The 24,181-nt window shown below is 44.9% G+C and carries 23 protein-coding genes, 1 tRNA gene and 1 pseudogene; 16 read left to right on the top strand and 9 right to left on the bottom strand.

Annotation, left to right across the window (positions count from 1 at the left end):
- Nucleotides 1–733: 733 nt before the first annotated feature.
- The 5 genes from A7D14_RS14665 to A7D14_RS14645 all read right to left on the bottom strand — a co-directional run bounded on the left by A7D14_RS14665 (nt 734) and on the right by A7D14_RS14645 (nt 9,173).
- A complete protein-coding gene (locus tag A7D14_RS14665; RefSeq protein WP_067036191.1) occupies nt 734–2,689 on the bottom strand; it encodes a heavy metal translocating P-type ATPase in 1,956 nt (651 codons plus the stop codon).
- A gap of 42 nt (nt 2,690–2,731) precedes the next feature.
- Nucleotides 2,732–3,148, bottom strand: a complete 417-nt coding sequence (locus tag A7D14_RS14660; RefSeq protein ID WP_067036187.1) for a Fur family transcriptional regulator — start codon at nt 3,146–3,148, stop codon at nt 2,732–2,734.
- A gap of 15 nt (nt 3,149–3,163) precedes the next feature.
- Complete coding sequence (locus A7D14_RS14655; protein ID WP_067036184.1) at nt 3,164–4,363, bottom strand: efflux RND transporter periplasmic adaptor subunit; 1,200 nt, start codon at nt 4,361–4,363, stop codon at nt 3,164–3,166.
- Nucleotides 4,364–4,367: 4 nt separating this feature from the next.
- Nucleotides 4,368–8,741, bottom strand: coding sequence for a CusA/CzcA family heavy metal efflux RND transporter (locus A7D14_RS14650; RefSeq protein ID WP_067036181.1), 4,374 nt, complete (start codon nt 8,739–8,741; stop codon nt 4,368–4,370).
- Between the two features lie 123 nt (nt 8,742–8,864).
- The gene (locus A7D14_RS14645; RefSeq protein ID WP_067036178.1) at nt 8,865–9,173 is read right to left on the bottom strand and encodes a DUF6660 family protein; all 309 of its coding nucleotides are present in this window, start codon (nt 9,171–9,173) and stop codon (nt 8,865–8,867) included.
- Nucleotides 9,174–9,196: 23 nt separating this feature from the next.
- On the opposite strand from A7D14_RS14645, the gene A7D14_RS14640 reads away from it, so the two are divergent.
- The 11 genes from A7D14_RS14640 to A7D14_RS14595 all read left to right on the top strand — a co-directional run bounded on the left by A7D14_RS14640 (nt 9,197) and on the right by A7D14_RS14595 (nt 15,774).
- Nucleotides 9,197–9,550 carry a hypothetical protein gene (locus A7D14_RS14640; RefSeq protein ID WP_141673419.1) on the top strand — a complete coding sequence of 118 codons (354 nt, stop codon included), beginning with the start codon at nt 9,197–9,199 and terminating at the stop codon, nt 9,548–9,550.
- Nucleotides 9,551–9,796: 246 nt separating this feature from the next.
- A complete protein-coding gene (locus A7D14_RS14635) occupies nt 9,797–10,168 on the top strand; it encodes an ArsR/SmtB family transcription factor (protein ID WP_067036171.1) in 372 nt (123 codons plus the stop codon).
- Nucleotide 10,169: 1 nt separating this feature from the next.
- Nucleotides 10,170–10,772: a mercuric transport protein MerTP gene (gene merTP, locus A7D14_RS14630; protein ID WP_083158116.1), complete on the top strand. Its 603-nt coding sequence runs from the start codon at nt 10,170–10,172 to the stop codon at nt 10,770–10,772.
- A gap of 1 nt (nt 10,773) precedes the next feature.
- Nucleotides 10,774–10,980: a GDCCVxC domain-containing (seleno)protein gene (locus tag A7D14_RS20450; RefSeq protein WP_072882309.1), complete on the top strand. Its 207-nt coding sequence runs from the start codon at nt 10,774–10,776 to the stop codon at nt 10,978–10,980.
- A 58-nt stretch (nt 10,981–11,038) separates the two neighbouring features.
- Complete coding sequence (locus A7D14_RS14625; RefSeq protein WP_067036168.1) at nt 11,039–11,401, top strand: metal-sensing transcriptional repressor; 363 nt, start codon at nt 11,039–11,041, stop codon at nt 11,399–11,401.
- Between the two features lie 159 nt (nt 11,402–11,560).
- Entirely contained in the window at nt 11,561–11,830 is a 270-nt protein-coding gene (locus tag A7D14_RS14620) for a thioredoxin family protein (protein ID WP_067036165.1), read from the top strand.
- A gap of 17 nt (nt 11,831–11,847) precedes the next feature.
- Complete coding sequence (locus A7D14_RS14615) at nt 11,848–12,705, top strand: hypothetical protein (RefSeq protein ID WP_067036161.1); 858 nt, start codon at nt 11,848–11,850, stop codon at nt 12,703–12,705.
- A gap of 28 nt (nt 12,706–12,733) precedes the next feature.
- On the top strand, nt 12,734–13,219 hold the full coding sequence (locus A7D14_RS14610; protein WP_067036158.1) for a heavy-metal-associated domain-containing protein: 486 nt from the start codon (nt 12,734–12,736) through the stop codon (nt 13,217–13,219).
- 5 nt (nt 13,220–13,224) lie between these two features.
- The gene (locus A7D14_RS14605; RefSeq protein ID WP_067036155.1) at nt 13,225–13,566 is read left to right on the top strand and encodes a hypothetical protein; all 342 of its coding nucleotides are present in this window, start codon (nt 13,225–13,227) and stop codon (nt 13,564–13,566) included.
- On the top strand, nt 13,556–14,377 hold the full coding sequence (locus A7D14_RS14600) for an NHL repeat-containing protein (protein WP_067036222.1): 822 nt from the start codon (nt 13,556–13,558) through the stop codon (nt 14,375–14,377). The genes A7D14_RS14605 and A7D14_RS14600 overlap by 11 nt, the downstream gene beginning before the upstream one ends.
- 443 nt (nt 14,378–14,820) lie before the next feature.
- Nucleotides 14,821–15,774, top strand: coding sequence for a DUF4382 domain-containing protein (locus A7D14_RS14595; RefSeq protein ID WP_067036152.1), 954 nt, complete (start codon nt 14,821–14,823; stop codon nt 15,772–15,774).
- A gap of 62 nt (nt 15,775–15,836) precedes the next feature.
- Here A7D14_RS14595 and A7D14_RS14590 read toward each other — a convergent pair whose 3' ends face one another.
- Nucleotides 15,837–16,643, bottom strand: a complete 807-nt coding sequence (locus A7D14_RS14590; protein WP_234414757.1) for a membrane metalloprotease — start codon at nt 16,641–16,643, stop codon at nt 15,837–15,839.
- 122 nt (nt 16,644–16,765) lie between these two features.
- Between A7D14_RS14590 and A7D14_RS14585 the strand changes: the two genes are divergently transcribed.
- The gene (locus tag A7D14_RS14585) at nt 16,766–16,960 is read left to right on the top strand and encodes a hypothetical protein (RefSeq protein WP_067036146.1); all 195 of its coding nucleotides are present in this window, start codon (nt 16,766–16,768) and stop codon (nt 16,958–16,960) included.
- A 243-nt stretch (nt 16,961–17,203) separates the two neighbouring features.
- Here A7D14_RS14585 and A7D14_RS14575 read toward each other — a convergent pair whose 3' ends face one another.
- Nucleotides 17,204–19,000 (bottom strand): ParB/RepB/Spo0J family partition protein, encoded by a 1,797-nt coding sequence (locus tag A7D14_RS14575; protein WP_067036141.1) that lies wholly within the window; start codon nt 18,998–19,000, stop codon nt 17,204–17,206.
- Between the two features lie 600 nt (nt 19,001–19,600).
- On the opposite strand from A7D14_RS14575, the gene A7D14_RS14565 reads away from it, so the two are divergent.
- Complete coding sequence (locus A7D14_RS14565; protein WP_067036133.1) at nt 19,601–20,215, top strand: DUF6088 family protein; 615 nt, start codon at nt 19,601–19,603, stop codon at nt 20,213–20,215.
- On the top strand, nt 20,212–21,210 hold the full coding sequence (locus A7D14_RS14560; protein WP_067036131.1) for a nucleotidyl transferase AbiEii/AbiGii toxin family protein: 999 nt from the start codon (nt 20,212–20,214) through the stop codon (nt 21,208–21,210). Before A7D14_RS14565 ends, A7D14_RS14560 begins: the two co-directional genes overlap by 4 nt.
- Before the next feature lie 238 nt (nt 21,211–21,448).
- Here the strand turns inward: A7D14_RS14560 and A7D14_RS14555 are convergent, their stop codons facing one another.
- Both A7D14_RS14555 and A7D14_RS14550 read right to left on the bottom strand, forming a co-directional pair.
- Nucleotides 21,449–22,723 (bottom strand): site-specific integrase, encoded by a 1,275-nt coding sequence (locus A7D14_RS14555; RefSeq protein ID WP_067036128.1) that lies wholly within the window; start codon nt 22,721–22,723, stop codon nt 21,449–21,451.
- A 222-nt stretch (nt 22,724–22,945) separates the two neighbouring features.
- Nucleotides 22,946–23,019: transfer RNA gene (locus A7D14_RS14550), tRNA-Pro, on the bottom strand.
- 306 nt (nt 23,020–23,325) lie between these two features.
- Between A7D14_RS14550 and A7D14_RS19875 the strand changes: the two genes are divergently transcribed.
- Nucleotides 23,326–23,514 (top strand): hypothetical protein, encoded by a 189-nt coding sequence (locus tag A7D14_RS19875; protein WP_141673418.1) that lies wholly within the window; start codon nt 23,326–23,328, stop codon nt 23,512–23,514.
- A gap of 72 nt (nt 23,515–23,586) precedes the next feature.
- Nucleotides 23,587–24,181, top strand: a pseudogene (locus A7D14_RS14540) (IS21 family transposase); the annotation flags it as partial.

Raw genomic sequence — 24,181 nt, 5'->3', positions numbered from 1 at the left:
GTTCTGTCAAGGCTTTTGGACTGAAATCGGGAGGCTCCGCGACGTAGCAAAACCTTAAGGTTTTCAAGGAAGTGGAAACCCTATTTATGGACAAAACCTGCCTTGGCCTTGACAGGTTCGATAAGGGCCTTAGGAATTCCATCCGACCCATTGGCAAGGGAGCGTACGGGAAGTTAAGCGAGTGCAGGCGATGGTGTCCTGATAGGAAGTCCTTGGGCACTGCCCTGTTTTTCGATGCCCCGAAAAACAACGAGGGCTTCTTTTATTATGGACCCCTTAAAATTTGTTGGGCGGACGGACGGATTTGCGGCCTTTCCCGGCAAAGCCCCAAGAAGGGTTTGCTAAGGAAGGGCGCACCAAAGATCCGTTTGGACGGCTTCCGTTTTGACCAAATGAAGTTTCATCAAACATTACGACAATAAGGGAACAAACGTATTGGAGTTACCCTACGACCGGATTATTTTTCATCTACAGTGATAAGCATTTCGTAATTGTTCGGATACGGTTTTTTATGCCCGGAAGCTTTCATATTGTCTCATAAGTCCTGTCGCCGTTTCTCGAAGAATCAGACCCCTAACCTTCCTGAAGTCCCCTCCAATACACGGACAGTTGTTTGGGTGACACAACCTGCGAAGCCTCTCATGTACAATTTTATTGAAGGTCTTGGCGAACCATGGGGCTGCCAACAACGGCTGAAATATAAGTTAGCCCAAAAAATGGTTCCTCTTTGAAACTAAGTGTTCCACTTCATCCGCTGAAGTCGAACAGCATTCAATATTGCCAATAAGGCAACCCCCACATCAGCAAAAACTGCTTCCCACATCGTGGCTAGGCCTCCCGCTCCAAGGATGAGCACAAATGCCTTCACGCCAAAAGCGAGCCCAATATTTTGCCAAACTATCTTTCGGGTGGAGCGTCCTATTTTAATGGCTCGTGCCATCTTGCTCGGTTGGTCGGTCTGAATGATGACATCTGCTGTTTCAATGGCCACATCACTACCCAAGCCTCCCATGGCAATGCCCACATCGCTGATGGCCAGAACGGGCGCATCATTAATGCCATCGCCCATAAAGGCCACTTTGGTGTCTGATTGTTTTTTGAGTTCTTCGACTTCGCCGAGCTTATCTTCTGGCAACAGGCCGCCCTTTGCCCAATCAAAGTTCAACTTTTTCGAGACTTGTTGCGTTATGGAATCTTTGTCACCCGAAAGCATTATGATTTTCGAAATCCCGGCATCCCTGATTTGTTGGATGGCTTGATGGGCATCTTCCTTGAGTTCATCTGCAATGGTAACATAGCCTGCAAATTTTTCATCAATGGCCAACATTACAATAGAATCTACAATATCATCGGTTTCTGAAGGTACATCAATGTTGTTTGAGGCCATTAGGGCTTTATTGCCCACCAGCACTGTTTTCCCATTGACCGTTCCCCTTAATCCCTTTCCTGCAACTTCCGATACATCGGTTGCCTTTATATCCGTGCCTTCGGCTTTGTATTCCAAAATTGCTTTTGCTATGGGATGGGTAGATTGTTCCTCCATGGCCATCAGGTATTTCATAAACTTGGCTTCCTCAAATTGCGCGGTCTTGATCTCCTTGATTTTAAAAACCCCTTTGGTAACGGTTCCCGTTTTGTCCATCACTACCGTGTTCACTTTGGTGATTGCTTCCAAAAAAGATGCACCTTTGAAAAGAATCCCATTTCGGGATGCCGCTCCCAGACCACCAAAATAGCCGAGCGGAATGGAAATGACCAAGGCACAGGGACAGGAAACGACAAGGAATATTAAAGCGCGATAAAGCCAATCCTTAAATACATAGTCATTTAGAAAAAAGTAGGGCAAGAACGTTAATCCAATGGCAAGGAAAACTACAATGGGCGTATAAATTCTTGCAAATTTTCTGATGAACAGTTCTGTCTTTGATTTTCTGGCTGTAGCGTTTTGTACCATATCCAAGATTCGAGTGATGGAACTATCCTTGAATTCTTTGGAGGTTTCTACATCGATAACACCCTCGAGATTAATACTTCCGGCATAGACTTTTTCGTCTCTATTTATCGTATCGGGCTTACTTTCGCCAGTAATTGCCGCCGTATTGAGAGAAGCTCTTTCGGATAAGAGAATGCCGTCCAAGGGGATTTTCTCCCCCACACGTACTTGTATCCTTTCGCCAATCTCGACGGTTTGGGGATTTACGGTAACGAAATTCCCGTTACGAAGCACCAAAGCTTCGTCCGGTCGCGCATCCAAAAGGGCCTTAATATTTCCCTTTGCCCGATTGACTGCTGCATTTTGGAACAGTTCGCCCACGGCGTAAAACAACATTACGGCCACGCCCTCTGGGTATTCGCCTATGGCAAAGGCCCCTAGAGTGGCAATGGACATCAGGAAAAATTCAGTAAAGAAATCACCATGCTTTATACTGTTCCAACCTTCTCTGATGACAGGGAAACCAACAGGCAAATAGGCAAGGGTGTACCATATAATCCTTATCCAGCCCTTGAAAAACGGGAAAGCATCAAAATAGTCCACTGCAATGCCGATGATGAGCATTACAAAACTGAAAATGGCCGGTAAATAGGTCTTGAATTTAGATACACCTTCAGGACCACCATGGTTATGGCCACTTTCGCCCTGGCGTTCCTTTGAACCTAGATCACGTAGTTTTACTTTTTTCTTTTTCATAGACGGTAAGGTCGTAATTAGTTTCGTGCAACGGAAGTGCATTTATTGACCGCTGCATTTGTCGCAGATTCCCTTAATGACCAAATTGGCATTTTCTGCCACATACCCATCAGGTAGATTGATATGGGGAATCTTATGCTCAGTGAGACAGACCGTTTCATCACAGTTATCGCAATGAAAGTGCAGGTGCAGATCTTGTTCCATTTCACAATTGCAACCTGGTTCGCACAGGGCATACTTTGAAATATTGGTGCCATCATCTATTTGGTGCACAATGCGTTTTTCCTCAAAGGTCTTCAGGGTCCGGTACAATGTGGTTCTGTCCGCTTTTGAGAAAGCGTTCTCCATATCGGTCAGGGCAATGGCCACTTCCTTTTCAGCCAAATATTTATAGATCAAAATACGCATCGCCGTTGGGCGTACACCTTTGTTTTCCAATGTTTTTTCAATTTCTGTCATCATATTGTAATTTTATCAATGGCTATGTCCCGCATCCCCTTTTTTCATTTGGGCCATTAAATAGTAGGCATTGTTGTATGCAAATGTAGTATATGGCCCAACGGAATCTACAAAATCGATGGCGACCCAATCCCCGTCATTTGGGCCTGTGTTAATTTCGACAGGTTTGAAGCTCCAGTCATTGCCTTCACGCTCCGCTTTAAAAATATACTTCTTTCCTTCGTTTGAACTTATTGCACTTTCAGGCACCGCAACGGTCTCGGATTTTTGGATTTCAATCCGTCCTTCAACATACATCCCTGGAATCAGCTGCCCTTCCTTGTTCTCGATTTCAGCATGGACGTGTATCGCTTTGGGATTTTGCTCGAAAGTTTTCCCTACGGAATAAATTTTCGCAGTAAGTTCCTTTCCGGGAATGGATTGCACATTGAAGGATACTTGCTGGCCTACCTTTACTTTGTACACATCCTTTTCAAACACCATTAAATCGGCATGGACGTGATGGGTGTCAACGATTTCAAATAGGTCGGTCTGCGGTTCTACGTACTGCCCGGTTTTGACCGCTACTTTTTGGACAAATCCCTCAATGGGACTTCGCAATGCCACCCGTTGGTAAATCGTACCGTTTCTGACCCCGGATGCACTAATGTTCAATTGTTCCAACTGTGCTTCCAATCCTTTTGCTAGGCTTTGGGAGGCCCGGTATTCCGCTTCGGCCTTTTGAAAGTTGGCCCCGCTGCCCACCCCGGCATCATACAGGGTTTTTTGTCTTTCAAATTCCTTCTTAAGAAACTGGCTGTTACTGTAGGCGTTCAGGAAATCGGTCTGTTTCTGGATGATATTGGGGTGGGACAGATAGGCAACCGTTTGACCTTTGCTTACTTTGTCGCCTTCAATGACCTCTATGGACACCACATTGGCACCCACGACGGTAGTAATGGTCGCTTCGTTCTGTGGTGGGACCTCCAGTTGGCCATTGGCCTCCACATATTGCTTCATAACACGTGGGGCAACGGTATCGATTTTCATGTTAAGGTTGCGGAATTGCGTTTCCGTTAGCATGGCTTCTTTGGCTTCACCTTCTTTGTGCATTTCACCCACTTCAGGATTTTTTTGCTTTGCTTCCTCAGTATCGGCTTTGGAATTCCCACAGGAAGTAAGAACCAAGAGCATCGTCACGAGCCCGATAACGCTATATTTAAAAAGATTGTTCATTTGTCTATTGTTTAAAATATTGTAATTCAAATACTGATTCTAGATAGTTGTCAAGAGCGTCAAGTGCATCCATTTCCGTGTTTATGGCATCCCGAATAATCTGTGTGAACGCTGCATAGTCCACCGCACCCTCCACGTAGGCCAACAACGCTCCCCTGCGCTGCTCTTGGGCAAGCGGCAAGGCCTTGTCCCTATAAAATTGCCACGATGCGCTCCATTTCCGATAGGCTTGCACCGCCTGCCGATATTCGGATTGCAGCTGGCGTTTGGTATAATCTGCATTGGTCTTTGCGATTTCACTTTCAATTTTGGCGGCCTTGGCTTGACTACGCTGTCCACCTGAAAACAAAGGAACCGAAATGCCGGCTTGATAGGTGTAGAACCCGCTATTGCCATTGACCTGTTGCAGTCCGCCCTGAAGGTTGAACTTAGGCAGCAGGTCGGCACGTGCCGCATCGTATGTCGCCTCGGCCTCCTCGATGCTCCTTTGTGAAAGTTCCAGCGCTGGGTGTTTTCCCAAATCCCCGTCCCATCCCAAAACCGTTACCGAACTTTCATCAAGCTTTTCTGGAACGGAATAGTAGATGTCCGAAACCAACCAAAGATTGAGCTTTTGCAGGGCGATGGCATAATCACTTTCGGCCTGTTGCAGTTGATTGTTGATTTGTAAGGCCTGATTTGTGGCCGATGAATATTCCAGCCGGGAAATGGCCTCTACCTTGAAGTTGAGTTCTATTGCTTTTTTAAATTGTGAATAAATGGAATCCAGTTCACGGTACAGTTCAAATTTCTGTCGTTGTCGATAGGCTTCTGACCAAGCCTTTTTGACCTCCTGTTCCACTTGCAGTTCGGAAAGGTCAAGAGCTGTCTCGGCCAAAGCGATGCGTTGTCTCTGCAAACGCCTTTTTGCACTGATGCCCAACAGGTCGATATTCTGTTGTCCAACCCCAACCAAGGTATAAATTCCTTGTCCGTCCGCAATTTCTTCGCCACCTGTGAAGACTTGGGTATTGCCAAGGTCGTAAGCCATACCTTTTAGGGCGGTTTGTTTTTGGACCTCCCATTGTTTCGCTTTCAACAGCGGGTAGTTTTTCCTGGAAACTTCCACCGCCTCTTCCAATGAAATAGCGGGCAGTGAATCTTTAGGCTGGATCTGCCGTGCATTTTCAAAACCTTCTTGCGCATGCATTTTGGCAGGCAGTGCGGTGGCGAACAAAAGAAGGACCATGACCACAGGGGTAACCCATTTCGGGTCGGGTTTCCTCATCCGTTCCGAACGTCCCTCGACCCATTGGTAAAAGATGGGTAGGATAAAGAGGGTCAAGAGGGTCGAAGTTATCAAGCCACCAACGACCACGGTGGCCAAAGGTCGCTGTACCTCTGCCCCGGCCGAAGCCGAAACGGCCATGGGAAGAAACCCTAAAATATCCGTAAAGGCCGTGAGCATAATGGGACGAATCCGTCTTTTGGTGCCTTCTATAATTCTACCTTTAAGATTGGTCACGCCTTCTTCCTTCAGTTCATTGAGACCACTTATCATGACGAGTCCGTTCAGAACGGCCACGCCAAAAAGCACGATAAAGCCGACCCCCGCGGAAATACTAAAGGGCATATCCCTTAACCAGAGGGCGAACACACCGCCAATGGTGGCCATCGGGATGGCGAGGTAGATCATCAAGGTCTGTGGAAAGGACTTTAGCGCAAAATAAATCAATATGAAAATCAGGAACAAGGCAATAGGGACAACAGTTTGCAATCTATTGCTGGCGCGTTCCAGATTTTCGAAAGCACCACCATACCGAATGTAATATCCTGTGGGCAGGTCAAACTGGGCATCCAATTTTTCTTGGATATCCTCTACAACGGATTTTACATCACGGTCGCGAATATTGATGCCCACATAGGTCCGCCTATTGGTATTGTCACGGCTTATCTGCATCGGGCCGGGTTCATAACTTACCTCGGCAATTTCCCGTAATGGGATTTGCAAACCATTGGGCAGGTTGATGAACAGGTTCTGGATGTCCTCGATGCCTTGCCGGTTTTCCTTTTGAAGTCTTACGACCAGGTCAAACCGTTTTTCACCCTCGAAGATTACGCCCGCCTTTCCTCCTGCAAAGGCGGCCTGTACCACTTTATTGAGCTGTTCGATCTTTAGACCGTACTGTGCCAATTTATTGCGGTTATAGTCAATGGTGATTTGTGGCAGGCCGTCCGTGGCCTCAACTTTCATATCTGCCACACCGGGAACGGTGGCAATGATTTCCCCCATTTCCTCGGCCTTGCTTGCCAATATGCCGAGGTCTTCCCCGAACAATTTAATGGCCACATCCTCACGAACACCCGTAAGTAGTTCGTTGAAGCGCATTTCTATAGGTTGGGTAAACTCAAAATTCACACCGGGAACGATACTGATGGCCTCCTTCATTTTTTCCACCAATTCATCCTTGCTTTCTGCAGATGTCCATTCATCCGTTGGTTTGAGGATAACGAAGACATCGGCGATATCCATGGGCATCGGGTCCGTTGGTACATCGGCGACACCGATACGGCTGAGAACGGTTTCCGCTTCGGGAAATTCGGCCTTCACGATACGTTCAATCTTTGTCGTGGTTTCGATGGTTTCCGACAGGGAACTGCCGGGTTTCAAGATCGCGTGAAAGGCAATATCACCTTCGTCCAATTGCGGGATAAACTCACCGCCCATTCTCGTAAAGGCGAAAATGGCAATGGCAAAAAGGCCAAGGGCAATGCTTACGACCATTTTGGCCTTGGAAAGTGATTTGGTCAACAACGGTTCATATTTCTGCTCAATCCAATGCACGAACCTATCGCCATAGGATTGTTTTTTGGATTTTGGCGGCCGTAGGAACAATGCCGAAACCATGGGCACATAGGTAAGACACAATAGCATGGCCCCGATCATGGCGAAAATGAAGGTGAGGGCCATGGGCCGGAACATTTTCCCTTCGACGCCCTCCAAGGCTAAAATGGGCAGGAACACGATTAGAATGATCAGCTGGCCAAAGAAAGCGGCGTTCATCATTTTTTTGGAGGCCTTGGCGGCGATGTCATCCCGTGTTTCCGCACTAACGCCATTCTTTTTGACCACATAGGAGTACATTAAAAAAACGGTGCCCTCTACGATGATCACCGCACCATCCACAATGATTCCAAAATCGATTGCCCCCAAGCTCATCAAGTTTGCCCATACGTCAAAAACATTCATCAGAATAAAGGCAAACAATAGGGATAAGGGTATGGTCGAAGCCACAATGAGTCCGCCACGCCAATTTCCCAATAACAAGGCCAACACGAAGATCACGATAAGCCCACCTTCCAAAAGGTTCCCCGTTACCGTGCCTGTTGTCTCGGCGATCAATTCGCTGCGGTCAAGGAAAGGTTTGATGGACACTCCTTCAGGAAGGGACCGTTGTATCTGTTCCACACGTCGGGTCACGTTCTCGATCACCTCGTTGGAATTTGCCCCTTTGAGCATCAAGATCATTCCGCCCACAGCTTCACCCTTTCCATCTTTGGTAAGCGCACCATAGCGTACTGCACTTCCCATGCTTACCTTACCTATATCCTTCACTTTGATGGGAATGCCATTAACGGCCTTGACCACCATGTTTTCAATATCCGATATGGTCCTGGCCAGCCCTTCACCACGAATGAAGTTGGCTTGGTGGTTACGCTCGATGTAGGCCCCACCTGTATTCTGGTTGTTGTTCTCTAGGGCCGAGAACACTTCTGTAATGGTTATACCAATGGCGCGAAGTTCGTCCGGGTCAACCGCCACTTCGTATTGCTTTTTGTTTCCGCCAAAGGCGTTTACCTCGACCACGCCGGGTACCATGGCCATCTGTCTCCGTACAATCCAGTCCTGCATCGTTCGCAGTTCCGTTGCCGAATATTCACCTTGATGTTCATCATCTACTTCAAGGGTATATTGGTAGATTTCGCCCAATCCCGTTGAAATTGGCCCCATAACGGGTTTGCCAAAGCCAGAAGGGATCTGTTCCTGAACCTCGGGCAGTTTTTCGGCTACAAGTTGTCTGGGCAAATAAGTGCCCACCTCATCGTCAAATACAATGGTCACCACAGAAAGCCCAAAACGGGAAACAGAGCGGATTTCCTTGACATTGGGCAGGTTGCTCATCGCAACTTCCACGGGATAGGTCACGAATTGTTCAATATCCTCTGTTCCCAGATTAGGTGATTGGGTGATGACCTGTACTTGATTATTGGTGATATCCGGTACGGCATCGATGGGAACTTGGGTCATGCTATAAACGCCCGCACCAATCAATGCGAGGGTCAGCAGACCTATAATAAATTTGTTATTGATTGAAAAATCAATGATTCTGTTGATCATATAAAATGTGTTTTAATTCAGTTGAACCAATGCAATAGGGTTGCAAGTATGAGGGAACAGGTCTTTGAAAAGTTCAAAGTCCATAAACCTCATAATCGGATATAGCTATCCTGTAAAACTGAATTAAACCTGTGGAGGTTGAAATAGTGGGTCGGTAAATTCCTTGCCCAATCCTTCAAAATGGGTGAAATCATCTTCAAGGTAAGTCTCTTGAAGCGGCTGGAATCGAGCTATACCAAAATCCACCGTGTGCACATGGCAGCAATGGCAGTGGCAAAATGGTGAGCATAGTTCACAATTCTCGCTGTGTTCACCATCAAATTGAACCAGATAAACACCTTGGGAGTCTTCTGTTACGTTACCCGCATCACTGCAAGGAACCACATTGAGTGCCAATACGTAGATGGATAATATGACGGTAAAAAATTTCACTTTGCAAAGATAACAGAACTTTGGTGCAACTGCATTGCAAAATTCGGAAAGGACCTATTGAAGATTTAGTGTGTGGAACCAAGAGCATTCCATTTCAAATTTCAAGGGATGATCAAATGGGGCAATCCGGACCATCCAAAATTCAAGACAGGAAATTTCCAATCCATTCCAACGCCCCAAAAGGCTATGGCTTTACCAGAGCACGTCCCAATCCCAATTCGTCTGGAAAAAATCAAAGTATCCAAGAACGCTCATATAACCGAAAAAATAAATCACTTCTGGAACAAGCCTCTACAACTGCCATGCAACACGAAACAAAGTACAGTTGGCAAGTGGAACAAGCAAACGTTCCTTGTAATGGACAGGTGTCCAACTGACCGTAATAAACGGTCTTAATCATAGTACAAAATGGTGGCCTAAAAGATTCAATTTATGTAGCGGGCAGTACTAAAGGCCACGTCGGATGTATAAAAGTCCTATTCAAAAGGGGCAAGTTGACCTGTAATGGGATGCTTCCTTGAAGGATAAGCCAGTCGTTCCATAAACCGGTCATAAAAAAACACAATTTATTTAAGCATTTGCTTATATAATGATATAACCTTATCTTTAATAAAATTTTTATCATGGCCCTTGAATTAAGTTGCACCCGCGCCGAGGCGGACCAAAAGCAGTTGATGCGCTGTCGCGAGACACTACGGATGAGTTCGAATTCAATCAACACTATTGGTAAGGTACTGGCCCTAGCAGGAAATGAGACCAGATTGAAGATTCTTTTCCTGCTGAACAAGGAAGGTGAGCTCTGCCCTTGTGATTTTTCAGATATACTGGAAATGACCGTACCCGCAATTTCGCAGCATATCCGTAAGATGAAGGATGCTGGTCTAATTACCTCCAGACGGGAAGGTCAAACCTTGTATTACTCACTGGTAAAAGGCCAAAGCGAGGTGTTGGAAGGCATCTTCAGCAGGCTTCAGGAAAACAAAAAAGTTGCATAGAATGAACATAGAAAAATCATCATATTCAGCAATGTTCACTGGAGTTTTTACAGCGATCACAGCTTCATTATGCTGCATCACACCTGTGCTTGCATTGATTGCGGGCACCAGCGGAATGGCATCTACCTTTGCATGGCTGGAAGCTTTCAGACCATTTTTTATAGGCCTGACCGTATTGGTACTTGGATTTGCCTGGTACCAGAAGCTAAAGTCAAAATCGCAGCAAGAAATTGATTGTGCCTGTGAAAATGATGTAAAACCTTCCTTTCTACAATCAAAAAGGTTCCTGCTATTTGTTACCCTCTTTGCGGGACTGATGCTGGCATTTCCATATTTCTCAGGGCTTTTTTATGCCCAACCGACCAAGGAAATCATATATGTGCAGCAGGACAACATGGTAGATATAACCTTTACAGTGGAAGGAATGACCTGTTCCGGCTGCGAAAACCACATTGAGAGCGAGGTCAACAAATTGGACGGTATCGTTTCAGTAAAAGCAAGCTATGAAAAAAGCAATACTACAGTTAAATATGACCGTACCAAAGTTACGGAGCAACGAATCATAAAGGCCATCAACAATACGGGCTATAACGTTTCCGAATAATATGGATACAAAAATATTATCTACCATTACCTGTCCCAAATGTGGGTACCAAGAAGAGGAAGAAATGCCAACCGATGCTTGCCAGTACTTTTATGAATGTAAAAACTGTCACGAAGTAATTCGACCTAAAGAAGGCGATTGCTGTGTTTTTTGTTCCTATGGCTCTGTCGCCTGTCCACCCATACAGAATAAATCTTCCTGTTGTTGACGAGAATAGTGGTAGACCACCCTTTTCACAACCATATATTGCAGATAAAATATAAATTATGATACCAAAAGATTTAAGCCAGGACATCAAAACGAGACTTCAAAGCATCAATGGACAGGTAAACGGTTTGGTCAGGTTATTGGACGAAAGTTCCGACCCCGAGAAGATTTTGGTACAGTTCAAAGCAGTGAAGAACGCCTTGGACAAGGCACATCACCTGCTCCTCGATGAGACCTATCGAAAGACCCTCGCCATCAAGATATCCGAGACTGTCGAGGCCTGTCCAGGAAATTGCGGCAATGAAGAACGTATCGAATTTATACGAAAGCAATTTCCAGATTTGGAATTGGACAGCCTAACGGAAAAGATGAAGGAAATAGATGCGCTCAAGGCCAAACTCGAAAACTACAAAAATGCTTGACCTCCCCATAATCACTACCGATTGGATGGCCTGCACGATGCGGGCTTTTTTTTTTGAAATTTTATTTGGAGACCACCCTACCCACCATTCTACCTTTGATGCATTGTTTGAATTCCATGTCGCGTACAGGAAATTTTAAACTATTTAAAAAACAGAAACATGAAACGTCAAGTAGAAGTATTTACGGCCAATTGTCCGGTCTGTGACCCCGTGGTCAAAAAGATAAAGGAACTGGCCTGCGATACATGTGAGGTAACGACCTATGATCTGGTCAGGCTATGTGAGGACAAGACCTGTCTTGATAAGTTGGATGAATACGGCATCAAGAAAGTGCCTGCTGTGGTCGTGAACGGTGAGCTCTTGGAATGCTGTAAGGATTCGGCCATTACCGAAATGGAATTGGTGGAAGCAGGAATTGGGCAGTCATAATTGAAAAGTGTTTGCATATGATTTGCAGAATATCCCTGAACATTCGCTATGTCAAATTGATATTGCTATTGGCCATATCAGGATCGGTGATGGCCCAGGGCCACGGCCCCCTCTATGGGCTACAGACACCGACCCTTGCCAAAGGCGGTGTGGATTTGAACGTGGCCGGGATGAGCCTAGGCACAGAAACCGAAACCTCCTATATGTTGCGCTACCTATTTTCCTATGGCATTACAGAAGATCTACAGGTAAACCTTACCACGCCCACACTGATAGAACGGTTGGGCGAGACGCCAAGGACACGGGGCAATAGCAATATGCCCGCCAATGGGGATATCGAGGCTTCCCTTTGGTACCGTTTTTTCTCGAACGCCTTTGGTGTGGGAAAGCGGTTTGAGTCCACTGCCATCGTGGGTGTTTCCACTCCTACCGATAATGTCAGGGGACAGGTCAATGTCGGCAACGCTATACATGCAGCCATTTCCACGGGCTATGCCTCACGCACTTGGTATGCATGGATCGGTGGCGGTTACCAATATTATTTTGAAAGAGATGACGAACGATTGGGCGACCTGCCCTATGCGAGTGCCGTTGTGGGGTACCGGCCCAATATCTTTTTGGGTGATTACCCAAAACCCGATTGGCGCATCTTTATCGAATCATTGGCCGAATTCCCTGGAGTCAATAAAATTGATGGACAACTGGATTTGAGCGATACGCGCAGTACAAAGGTTTTGGTGGGACCTTCTTTCCTAGGACTTTACGGTGCTTGGGGCATATCCTTTGGTGCGATGGTTCCAGTAGTACAGGATTTGACACCCGGTTGGGTAAAAGAAAGGTATCGGATTGCCGTAAATTTAAGTTATTGGTTGTAAACACAGTATAAATTAAAAAGCACATATAATGAAAAACATCAAAATGATGGCCCTGATCGGTATTCTTGGAATAGGCACGATAAGCGGCCAAATCGCCAGGGTTGACCAAGAAGTCTATGGAATGGACTGCGCGCCCTGTGCCTATGGATTGGAACGCGGGTTGAAAAAGATGGACGGGCTTCAGGAGGTTCGCGTCAGCCTGAACGATGGAAAAGCGTATTTGGGATTGGCCGAAAAAAATGACCTTACCTTACGTAGCATTCAGGAAGAGGTCAAAAAGAACGGTTTTTCGGCAAAGAAAGCCGAAGTGGTTCTAATGGGTAACGCAACGAAAGAGGATGGCCAATGGTACATCGAGACCGATAACGAACGGTTTGCGGTATCGCAGGATACATCAATCGAATTGGTTCAAAAATTGGCGGTGGGCAGGACAACGCTAAGTGGCACGGTACAGGATGAAGATGATGATAATCTCTCGGACCAATGGGAGATCATACTGTCCAAAATAGAATAGGCCTTATGAAAGTAATTCTCAAAATGGTATTGGGCACCAGCTTGGTAGCGGCCCTTCTTCCGGTAATGTGCTGTTTGGCCCCGACCTTGTTGTCGGTCGTGGCGGGACTGGGTTTCTTGGGTGGGAATTTTGAATGGGTACATCCCGTGCAGCCCTATCTGACCACTATTTCGGCAGGAACGCTTGGGTTCGCCCATTTTAAAAACATCAAAAATGAAAGGAAATGTGGGAATGCAGGTCCTTGTCAAAACCATGGACAAAAGCACCACATTAATTCGTGGACGCTTTGGACCGTTACATTTCTGGTTTTAATACTTACGATAGTAAACTATGGATATGAATATTAGACCCGCACATATTATTCAGGTTGTTTTTTTACTGTCCCTTATGTCAAGTTGTGAGCAGCCCGAGAAACAATGGCAGTTCGAACGGAAGATCATGCTGCCCGAGAAAGCCCGACCCTTGGCTTTGGCCAAAGATGGTGATGCGATATGGTTTTCCGATCCTGATTATTTTAGGCTTTACAAGATCGACCGGGACGGAGAGCTGTTGGATTCGATTACTGGTATCCAGCGACCAATGAACATCCATACTGACAATGGCACCCTGTTTATTCCCGAATTTTTGACGGACACCATCTGGCAATATAGAGATGACAAAAGATGGCCTTTGAAACTATCCAAAAGACCACAGGCCCCAGCAGGGGTTTCCATTTACGGAGATACAGTTCTTGTAGCCGATTTTTATAACCACCGAATCATCGTACAGACACCGAATGAATGCTTCACTATTGGTAGGCAGGGGCACAAAGATGGGGAGCTGTACTATCCGATAGACGTAAAGATGAAGGATAACAGGATATATGTGGCCGATGCGTACAACAGCAGAATACAGGTCTTCGGGTTCGATGGAACACACCTAAAAACCATTGGTGGAAATGAAAAAATGAACGTCGCTTCCGGTATTGCAATGGGGGGAAGGGAGTTCGCAATTACCGACCAAGAAAATGGCCGGGTGTTGATTTACAACTTTGATGGATCATTGCGGCAAGTCTTGACCGAAAGCATCAAGTATCCAACGGATGTGCAATTCGACGGGGAATACCTATACAGCACGAATTTTAAGGAGAACGCAATTTTAATCTGGTCCAGAAAATAGTGGGGACATTGGACAATTCACTTGTTCCTTAAAAAGTTCGCTTTACAAAACGACCATCCTTTAAACTGAGCGGGAAACCGATTAAGCCATTACTGAAAACAAGATTCCCAGAATCATGTTTTTGTCCCAAATTTCAAGGTTCACTTTCCCGCTTGTTGTTTGAACAATCCAATCGAAAAACGTAAATGATCGAACCTTCATTGATTTAAAATATCAGAACCATTGTTCTACGTATACGGACCAGGACCCTTGACCTCTTTAATCAAAAAAATCCAATGTGTTTCTAAGTATGCCGTATCATCTGTGAGCCCTATCGTAGGGAGTCCGAACCATCATTCCATGAAGTCGGCATTGTATTGGGCCTGTTTGACCCAAGTAGGGTTTGACGTATGCCAATTGTTATATTACTGAAACAAATAATAAATCCTTAAATCTTAATTTTTATGAAGACCCTTTTGAAAAACTTGGGAATTATCTTTGGAACAATGCTTTTGATAGTATCCTGTAGTGACAACAATGAAAATGACAATGTAGAGAAGGAATCTTATCAAACAACCCTTAAAATGACCGATGCACCCATTGACAATGCGAACGTGGAAGCTGTGTTCATCACGGTCTCCGATGTAAAGGTGGACGGAAACTCCATTGAGGGGTTCTCCAAGACCACTTTTGACCTTTCGGCCTTGGTCAACGGGCAGACCAAAACTTTGGGCAATCTTGACATGGAAGCGGGAACCTATTCCAATTTGGAACTTGTACTGGACTATGATTCCGATATGGATGGCAATGCCCCGGGATGTTATGTGGAAATGGCCGATGGGACCAAGGACAAGATCGCGTCGACCTCACAGTCCATCAATATCACTGATAGTTTCGAGGTCTTTGCCACCAATACCAATGAGATCATCATCGATTTCGACCTGCGAAAGACCATAAAGGAAGAACAGGGGACCTTGGAATCAGACTTTGATTTCGTGACGCTTTCAGAGCTTTCCGCAGGTATTCGGACCGTAAACAAAGAAGCGACGGGAGAGATTTCGGGTACGGTCAACGATTCCCAAGATACTTCCGATAAAATTGTGGTGTATGCCTATGAAAAGGGCACATACAATGCCGAAGTGGAGACCCAGGGCCAGGGTGAGAGCAGTATCAGGTTCGCCAATGCCGTGACCAGTGCTGAAGTGGGCGGAATCAACAACTCCTATAGCCTTAACTTTTTGGCCGAAGGGGAGTATGAACTCATCTTTGCTTCCTATACCCAAGATGGTACTGAGTTTTATTTCAACTCACAATTGGAAGTGGAGTCCACCACAGGTCTCGACCTGGGGGCCATCAATATCACATCGGCCCTACAGTTGAGCGCCAATGTCACCGTGACCGGGACCGCTTCGCTATAGGCAATCCCATCGATTATAACAAGAAAAGCCCCAGAACGGGGCTTTTTTTATTGTCAAAGGTTTTATTTGCCACCATTGGCCTGTAAATCTGCCAAACAGGCGGCATCCAATCCTGGAATGGTGCCGCCACTGATCATATTGATGAGCCCCTCACCGGTTTCCGCTGTCCAATACATCAGACAATCCTCAGTGGTACAATGCTTTCCGTGTGGCTCATCCTGATGCGTACTTTGCAATGGGGTACCGGCATTTACCAATCCCAATAGATGTCCAAACTCATGGTCAAGGACCGTGGTCTCCAGAACCGCAGTGCTCGGGGCCAAGGGTTGTCCGCTAAATTCCCGGATGGTATCCGCAAAGATGACAAAGGAGGTGTTCCTGTAGGCTACCCCCAATACGGAACCGTTTTCCGTGTTCTCGGAATATTCCCCATCAATAAAAAGGCCAAAAACCTTTAGGATACCCTCTTGGTTATAGGCTGTACGTATATCATCCTCCAAGTTCCTGATATCCGTAATGGAATAAACGGCCTGCCCTGGGGATGAAATCTCTGTAAGCGCAATGGTAACCCCATCGGGTTTATGGAGCCGTTCCATCAAGAAGGACTCAAAATTGTCCAAGGTTGTTGCACTGGGCTTTAGACCTTCCACATAGAATATTTCAAGGTGCAGTGCTGGAAAACGGGAACCATCCAACAGATCTGCGGCCGAATCCCCGACGGACTTACGGTTCTGTGAAACATCCATTGTGTCGTTCAATCCATTTCCATCATCCGCTTGTCCCGAGTCGGCACTGCAGCCAAGACCCAAAATACCAAGCAATCCCATTAAACAAATGGAACAAAATCTCTTTCTTACATGTAATTCCATATTTACCCAACGGCAGATAAAAAAGGATAGTATGCTCTTGTCCCGTTTATTTTTAAACCAAATTCCCTCGACCTAACGTTTCGAAAGACCTTTTTGGACAATCGCCTGAGCACCACCTTGCGGTGGCAAAATATCAATCTTTTGCTTTTGGGCAGCAAAGAGTAGCTTTCACGACCTTTGGGGAAGGGGAATTTTTTACCACCATCAAATATATCATTGTGGTGGACATAATTATCCCAAGTCTATCCTATTCCTTCAGTAACGCTAAGAACAAATCGCGGTTCATTGATAGTGAGTTTGGCAAAAAAGAATTTTAAAAGTAATACCCTAGATAAAAAACATGTTCCCCACTCTTTTTTTGGTGTCCATGCCCATAATGGAACCATAGGTTTAATTAAGGGAAGGGATAAAGGAAGCTATCCCATTACCTTGGTCCATTCAGTAGAACCCTGGGAGCACAATAATCAGTTGGACATTATAGCTTACATAACGATGTAGATAAACAATGGATGTCCAAAAAAAAAAGAGGCCTGGTGACAGGCCCCTTCCATCAATCTTTGTTAATCCTCAATTGCCTTGGCCTGCCGTTCCAGAACTATAATCCTTTCCTTGATCCGTGCTTCACGCTTTTGACGACTTTCTGCATATGTTTCTTCAATGGCCGAGATCTTTTTTTTGTAAAAGGATAGCATCGCCACATAGAAGGATTGGTTGGTCAGGTCATTGGTATGGTTGCTTTCCCCAAGGTGTACCTGTCGGGTCAACAAAAACCGTATCAGTTTATAGAAGGTCTCTTTCTTGAAGTTTTGTTTGAACCGGGCCACCAGCTCCTCTCGGGACAATTTGGAATCCTCCCCAATGAACCCCTCAAAATGTTCCCTTTGACTATAATATCCAATGTTGTTCTCAAACAGTGAGATGGAGATGGCCACCATTTCATCCGTGGTCAAAGGTTTGTTCCTATTGATGTAATCCGTTTCCCGGATCATATCCACCACTTCCTTGAACTGGTGGTTGTTCTCGATCTGTTTTTTCCTAAGTTCCCGTGTATGAATCTTGATGATCTGTTCCTCTGGGGAACATTCAGCCATCTTCCGTTTCTCCAAGGACTTGGCACCTGAACTTCCATTATTGGTTTCTTCCCTGACCTTTACAAAAATGGACTGTGTCAAGTAGGTATCCGTTTCCAGTAGAATACCCTTTTCAAATCCATTTTCCACGGCCTTGTCCCATGCCTCCTTTTCCTCGGTGAAGGATTCCAAAGCTTCGTCAAGGAATTCAGCCAATTCTTCCTCGGTGTATTCATAGTGCCGGTGCTCTTCTTTAATGCTTTTCATGGTAGGCTCAACAGGCTCCTTTAAAATTTCGAATTCATTGGTCAAATGTACTTCTAGACCTTCTTTTTCCATTTGGGCCATGACCCACTGGTTGCGTTCCTCGTCCACCCAATATTTGTTGATGTTGGGCACCAGTTTCAATCCTTCCTTTTTTACTCTTTTCAGGAGTTGCAAAAAGGTCTTTGTCTTTTTGTTCTCAAAACAGGAGGTCCGGGTACAGACCATCTTCCCTTCCCCGAACAAGTTGCCTTGGTTGGCAGCGTTGAAAGGGCAGGCAACACATGCCCCTGCTTTGGGCAATAAGGTCTTATCTGTCACATCAAAGCCGGCCTTGGTCAGGTCAAAGGTTCGGCTCTCGATCATCCGTTTAATCCGATGTTCCTGAAATTTCCCTTCCAGGCTTTCCAATAACATCTGTTGTTCGCCGGGCTCAAAAAGTGCCACTGCGACTCCCAAGGACAAGGTCATTTCCCCATTTCGGACAAAGGCCTTGAATCCCTCGATCAAACCGGCCAATTTGATACGCTGGCGGACATAGTTCTCCGAACGCCCGAGACGTTTGGCAATCTCAACGGGTTCGTAACGGTCCAACAAAAATTGGATGGCCTCGGCCTCCTCAGTAGGTTCCACATCTTTCCTTTGGAGGTTTTCGATGATCTGGACTTCCAAAATTTCAGAGCCCGCATATTCCCTTATCATGGCTGGAATAGTAGGCAATCCTGCCAATTTACTGGCTCGAAATCGCCTTTCACCCATGATGATGATATAGCCGTCATCAGATTTTCTCACAGTGATGGGCTGCAATACACCATGCTCGGCAATACTCTGTGCCAAATGATTGAGACTTTGTTCATCCAAGGTTTTTCTGGGTTGTGTCGGATCTGGCGAAACCAAACCGATTTCCAACATCTGGATCTGTGGAACAGAGTTCCGTTCCTTCTGCGGTGTGGGTCGCTCTGCTTTTGATGATTGGTCCGCATTCCTTTTGCTTGTCGCTCTTTGTTTTGTTTGTGTTTCCATGATTTTTTGGATTTTTGGTTAAACAATATTTGAGCGGAAACCAAGCGGAAGACAAAATTTTGGAGCGGCAAGGAAACGGAATAAACAGTGACCATCGGAACGGTTTTATGCCGTCCCTTGTCCGAGAAAATAGTGCGAGCTTAACTTTCGGGAATATTGGTAAGAAAATAAAAGTTATAAGGCAAAATTCAAGCGTTGGTACCTGATGTGATTTATAATGGTTTCAAAAGCGCTCCTTGGGAACCCAATGGTTGCCCTTACCATGCATATAGACAAGTTTAAGAATTTTGGCCCAAGAGCACACTGTTCATTAATTTGTTTATAACACACCGTCGACAAAGCCCCTACCCCATTGACTTTCTTCCTGGAAAAAACTAACTTCACTACATGGTAAACATCGGTGTTCACAATTCACTTGAAATATCAAAATAGCTCATGAACACCGATGTTTACCATGTGGAAAATTTGCCTAGTGCTGTTGGTCAAGACCAACAGCACTAGGTTTACACCCTCCATCTTTTGTGATTTTCACTCTTGTCTCCCCAAAAATTTATTCGTCACATTTTTTTACTAAATTTGTGACGGAAAATAAGTGACAAAATGCCCATACCCACTGAAAAACTTATAAAAAATTCAATTTCGAACCATAAGCGTGGAAAAATTTTTTTCCCGAAAAACTTTTCCAAATTCGGTACATCTGAAGCGATAAGGCAAGCATTGAAAAGGTTAGAGGACAAAGGTTTTTTGATCCGATTGGCCCAAGGCATTTATCTATATCCCAAAGAACACAAGCTACTTGGGACGTTATATCCGTCTTTGGAAGAAATTGCCAAAGCAATCTCTAAAAGGGATAAGGCCAGAATTATTCCCACTGGGATTCAGGCACTCAACCAACTGGGGCTTTCCACACAGGTACCTTTGAATTTAGTTTACTTAACGGACGGAACTTCCCGTACCATATCCGTTGGGGAAAATACAATAAAGTTTAAAAAGGCTTCCCCTAAAATTCTAGCCGTCAAGAGTGAGACCAATATCCTTATCATGCAAGCCCTGCGCCAATTGGGCAAACACAATATAGATGACAAAACCTTGGAAAAAATAAATATGATACTCCAAAAGGTTGACAGAGAATCAATAGTTCATGATATGAAACTAGCTCCTGTTTGGATTTCTGAAATTATGCAAAATTCACTATCAAAAAGGGAACCGACATGAAGGAATGGTTTGATTTATCCGAACAGGACAGAAGAGAAGTGATTGTTCAAACAAGTATTTTAAAAGGCCTTTCACAGGCGGCCATAGAAAAGGATTGGTGGGTGGTCGCTGTCCTTCGCACCCTATTCGAAACCAAATATTCAAACCACCTGGTTTTCAAAGGAGGTACATCCTTGAGCAAAGCATGGAGACTTATTGAGCGCTTTTCGGAGGACATAGATCTGGGTATGGATAAATCCTTTTTTGAATTTGAGGGAGATCTTTCCCGAAAACAGGTTAAAAAACTTAGAAAGGCATCATGCAAGTTTGTGAGCGAGATACTGCCGCAAGATTTAGAGGATAAGCTTCATGAAATGGGCATCAAGGATTTTACCATCCATGTCCGCGATTTTGAAGAATCAGATACTGATCCCTTGGCCATTGAAATCCGCTATAAGTCATTGGTCGACAAGGTTCCCTATTTAGAACCAAGAATACTGGTTGAAATAAGCTCCAGGTCACTTCGGGGACCCTTTGAAAATAGAGAAGTTATATCGTTTATTGGGGAAATGTACAGAGGCCTATCCTTTGCTGATAAAGCCGTTAATATACCCACAGTTTTGCCTCAACGCACATTTTTGGAAAAACTGTTCCTATTGCATGAGGAATTTCAGAAACCAAAAGAACGGGGACCAATAAGAGGTCATCGAATGACAAGGCATTTATATGATGTATCCAGAATGATGGATACAGGATTTGGGGAATCGGCAATAAAGGACAAAGCATTGTACGACAAAATTGTGGCACACCGAGAAGTATATGCACGAATATCTTGGATCGATTATTCAAAGCATGGTTATGAAACTTTGAATTTCATTCCACCTGAAGAAGTTATGGCGGAATGGGAAGAAGATTATGCGGAGATGAAAGAGAGCATGTTCTATGGTAAAACGGAAAGCTTTAAAGATTTAATCAACAAGCTGACCGGCTTGAGAGATAGGTTTAATTCAGCCTAGTTCATTTTGATTCCAATTGTTCTCAAATAGCCCAGAAACAGGACTCAAATGTTAAAGTAGCGTTGAAGTAGAGTCCCTTTCCGCGACAGCTGACTTTTGACCCCTTGAAACTAAGTGTCCTGTCTTATATGTTGAAGTCGAACTGCATTCGATATTGCGCATAAAACAACCCGAAAATCAGCAAAAACTGCTTTCCTAAAAAGGTATTCTAAATAGAAATAACAATACCCCTACAGCTCTACCGTACAATTCTCAAATTGGGAACCCCACTGTTATCTTGAATTTTATGGCTGCTCTCATCCAATATGTTTTTCAATTGGGCCATGTCCTTACTGATTTTCTTTTCCACCACCCTTGCATACTTTTGGGTCGTGGAAAGCTTGGTATGCCCCAAGAGCTTGGAAACGGTCTCTATGGGTACGTCGTTCATAAGGGTGATTGTTGTTGCAAAGGTATGTCTGGCCACATGGAACGTTAGGTGCTTATCAATATTTGCCCTTTGTGCAATGATCTTTAGGTATTGGTTCACCTTTTGATTTGAGTACACAGGAAGAACAATATCTTCATTTTTGGGAAAATCCGCATACTTCTCCAAGATTTTCTTGGCTTTGGTCAATAGGGGGACCTTGACTTCGGTCTTGGTCTTTTGGCGCTTTACATCGATCCATAGTTCCCCATCGATGCCGGATACGATACCGTTGGGTTTGAGAAGTTTGATCTCAATGTAGCTCAGTCCAGTATAGCATGCAAAAAGGAAAATATCGCGGACCAGTTCCATCCCCTTTTCCTCGAATTTCAATTGGCCCAGTGCCAAGATTTCCTCCTCTTCCAGAAAAGCACTGTCATAATCCTCCATTTTCACTTTATAGAGGTTGAAGGGATTCTTGGGGATGCAATCAAATTTATAGGCCATGGTCACCAATTTCTTGAACCGTAGCATATGTTTCATGATGCCATTGTTGTTCAATGTTTGGAACGACTTGATGGGTTCGCAGTTCCGCAGGAAGTTTTCAAATTCAATCAAAAAGGCATAGTCAATGGAGGCCAACCCAATATCGGGCACCCGATATTTTTTGGCAATGAAACGTTTCAGGTAGGTCTCTGTAGAAGAATAGTTCTTGACTGTCCCTTTGGCCAGTTTGGGCAACTCATAGGTTCGGTTATACTCCAAAAGGTCCAATAGGGTGAGCATCACCTTGTCCTTCCCCAGATATCTAAGCTTGATGGATTGTGCCGTTATAAAGTTGCTCTCCGCACAGAGTTGTCGATGGCATTCCAGTAATTTTGCCCGGACGTCGTCCAAATATTTGTTGACAACAACGGATTCACTGGCCCTATGGTCCATTTTTCCCAAAATAGGACACCATCGTTCTTCAAAAGTTGATCGATGGACACTGAGATCTGCATTTTTTCCTTTACATCTGATTCGGACATAAATTGGAAAACGTCCATCTTTTTTTCTTCCTGATTTTTTCAGCCAAAAACTGATACTGAAGGCGTTAGAGGTATTCATGTGTTCTCGCTTTAAGTTAAACTTTGGATTAAGCGAAAGTCAAATCACACGAAAAATCAATTACGGAAGTACAATTTAGGGAATTTTTCCCGACAAAAATAGGACACTCTATAGGACATCCTCATCGATGGTTTCAGATGGAAATAAAAAAAACCAGAAAAAATTAATTTTCTGGTTTTCAATTAATTAAGGTTTTACTTAGTGTCATAAAACCATGGTTCGTCGGGATGACTGGATTCGAACCAGCGACCACGCGCACCCCATGCGCGTACGCTACCAGACTGCGCCACATCCCGAAATACTGAATATCAATTAGTTAAGTCGATTTTAACCTTAAATTTCTATTTTCAATTTGTGCAAAAAATGCCCAATTTCACCCGTTTTAGGTATATTTGTGTGCAAATCTTGTGCAAATTTCAAAAGCTATGCTACAAGCCGAAATTTTTATTGATACCAGAAGGAAAGCCAAAAAGGGCTATCCAATAAAGCTGCAAATATACTGTACTTTATCTCAACAACGCAAGTACATACACACCTATTTATACCAAAATAGTAAAACCAAAAAAACGCCTGAGGCACAAGAAGCTTTATCAAAGCTGCTTATGAGATTGGAACCTATTAAAGAACTTCCACTAAATGAAGCTTTCCCCCTACTTCAAGAAGAGGGCGATTTGGAAATTTTGGCCATAATGCAAAAAACGGGCATAGTATACCACCTTCGGCGGGTCAAACTGAGCCACCCGCGGCGGACCAAAGTGAGCATAGTGGGGCGGATGAAAGTGAGCCACTAAAAAGATCGATTCTATTTGAGTGTTGCGATGGTTTCTTTTGTAAAAAAGACCATGGCGAACAAACAGATAGATATGCGCAAGGCAAAAAGGATTTACAAATTGTACGGCGAGGGGGCCAGCAAGCGACGCATCAGCAAGGAACTTGGCATCTCCCGCAACACGGTGGCCAAGTACATCGAGTTCTTCAAGTGCTACAGGCTGACGCCCTACGAGGTCTCGGAGATGACCCTGGAGGAGATCCACAGGCTCTTCAAGGCGGACCAAAAGCCCAAGAGCGAACAGCTGAGGACCTTAGAGCGGTACTTCCCTTATTTTGACAAGGAACTCCGCAAAACGGGTGTCACGCGACAGTTGCTCTGGGAAGAGTATCATGCGAAGCACCCGGACGGGTTCAAGCTCTCCCAGTTCAGGTACTGGTACCGTGAATGGACAAAAGAGACATCGCCAGTGATGCACTTCACCCATAAGGCGGGCGACAAGCTCTTCATCGATTTTACGGGTAAAAAGCTCCATATAACGGACAAATATACGGGAGAGATCCAGGAACTCGAGGTATACCTGTGCGTGTTGGGCAGCAGCCATTATACCTACGTGGAGGCCTGTCGGAGCCAGAAACTTGAGGACTTCATGCGATGTACCGAGAACGCACTGTGGTTCTATGGCGGGG

The sequence above is a fragment of the Allomuricauda sp. CP2A genome (assembly GCF_001683915.1).
GTDB lineage: Bacteria > Bacteroidota > Bacteroidia > Flavobacteriales > Flavobacteriaceae > Flagellimonas.
This window is presented reverse-complemented; position numbering and strand designations above follow the sequence as displayed.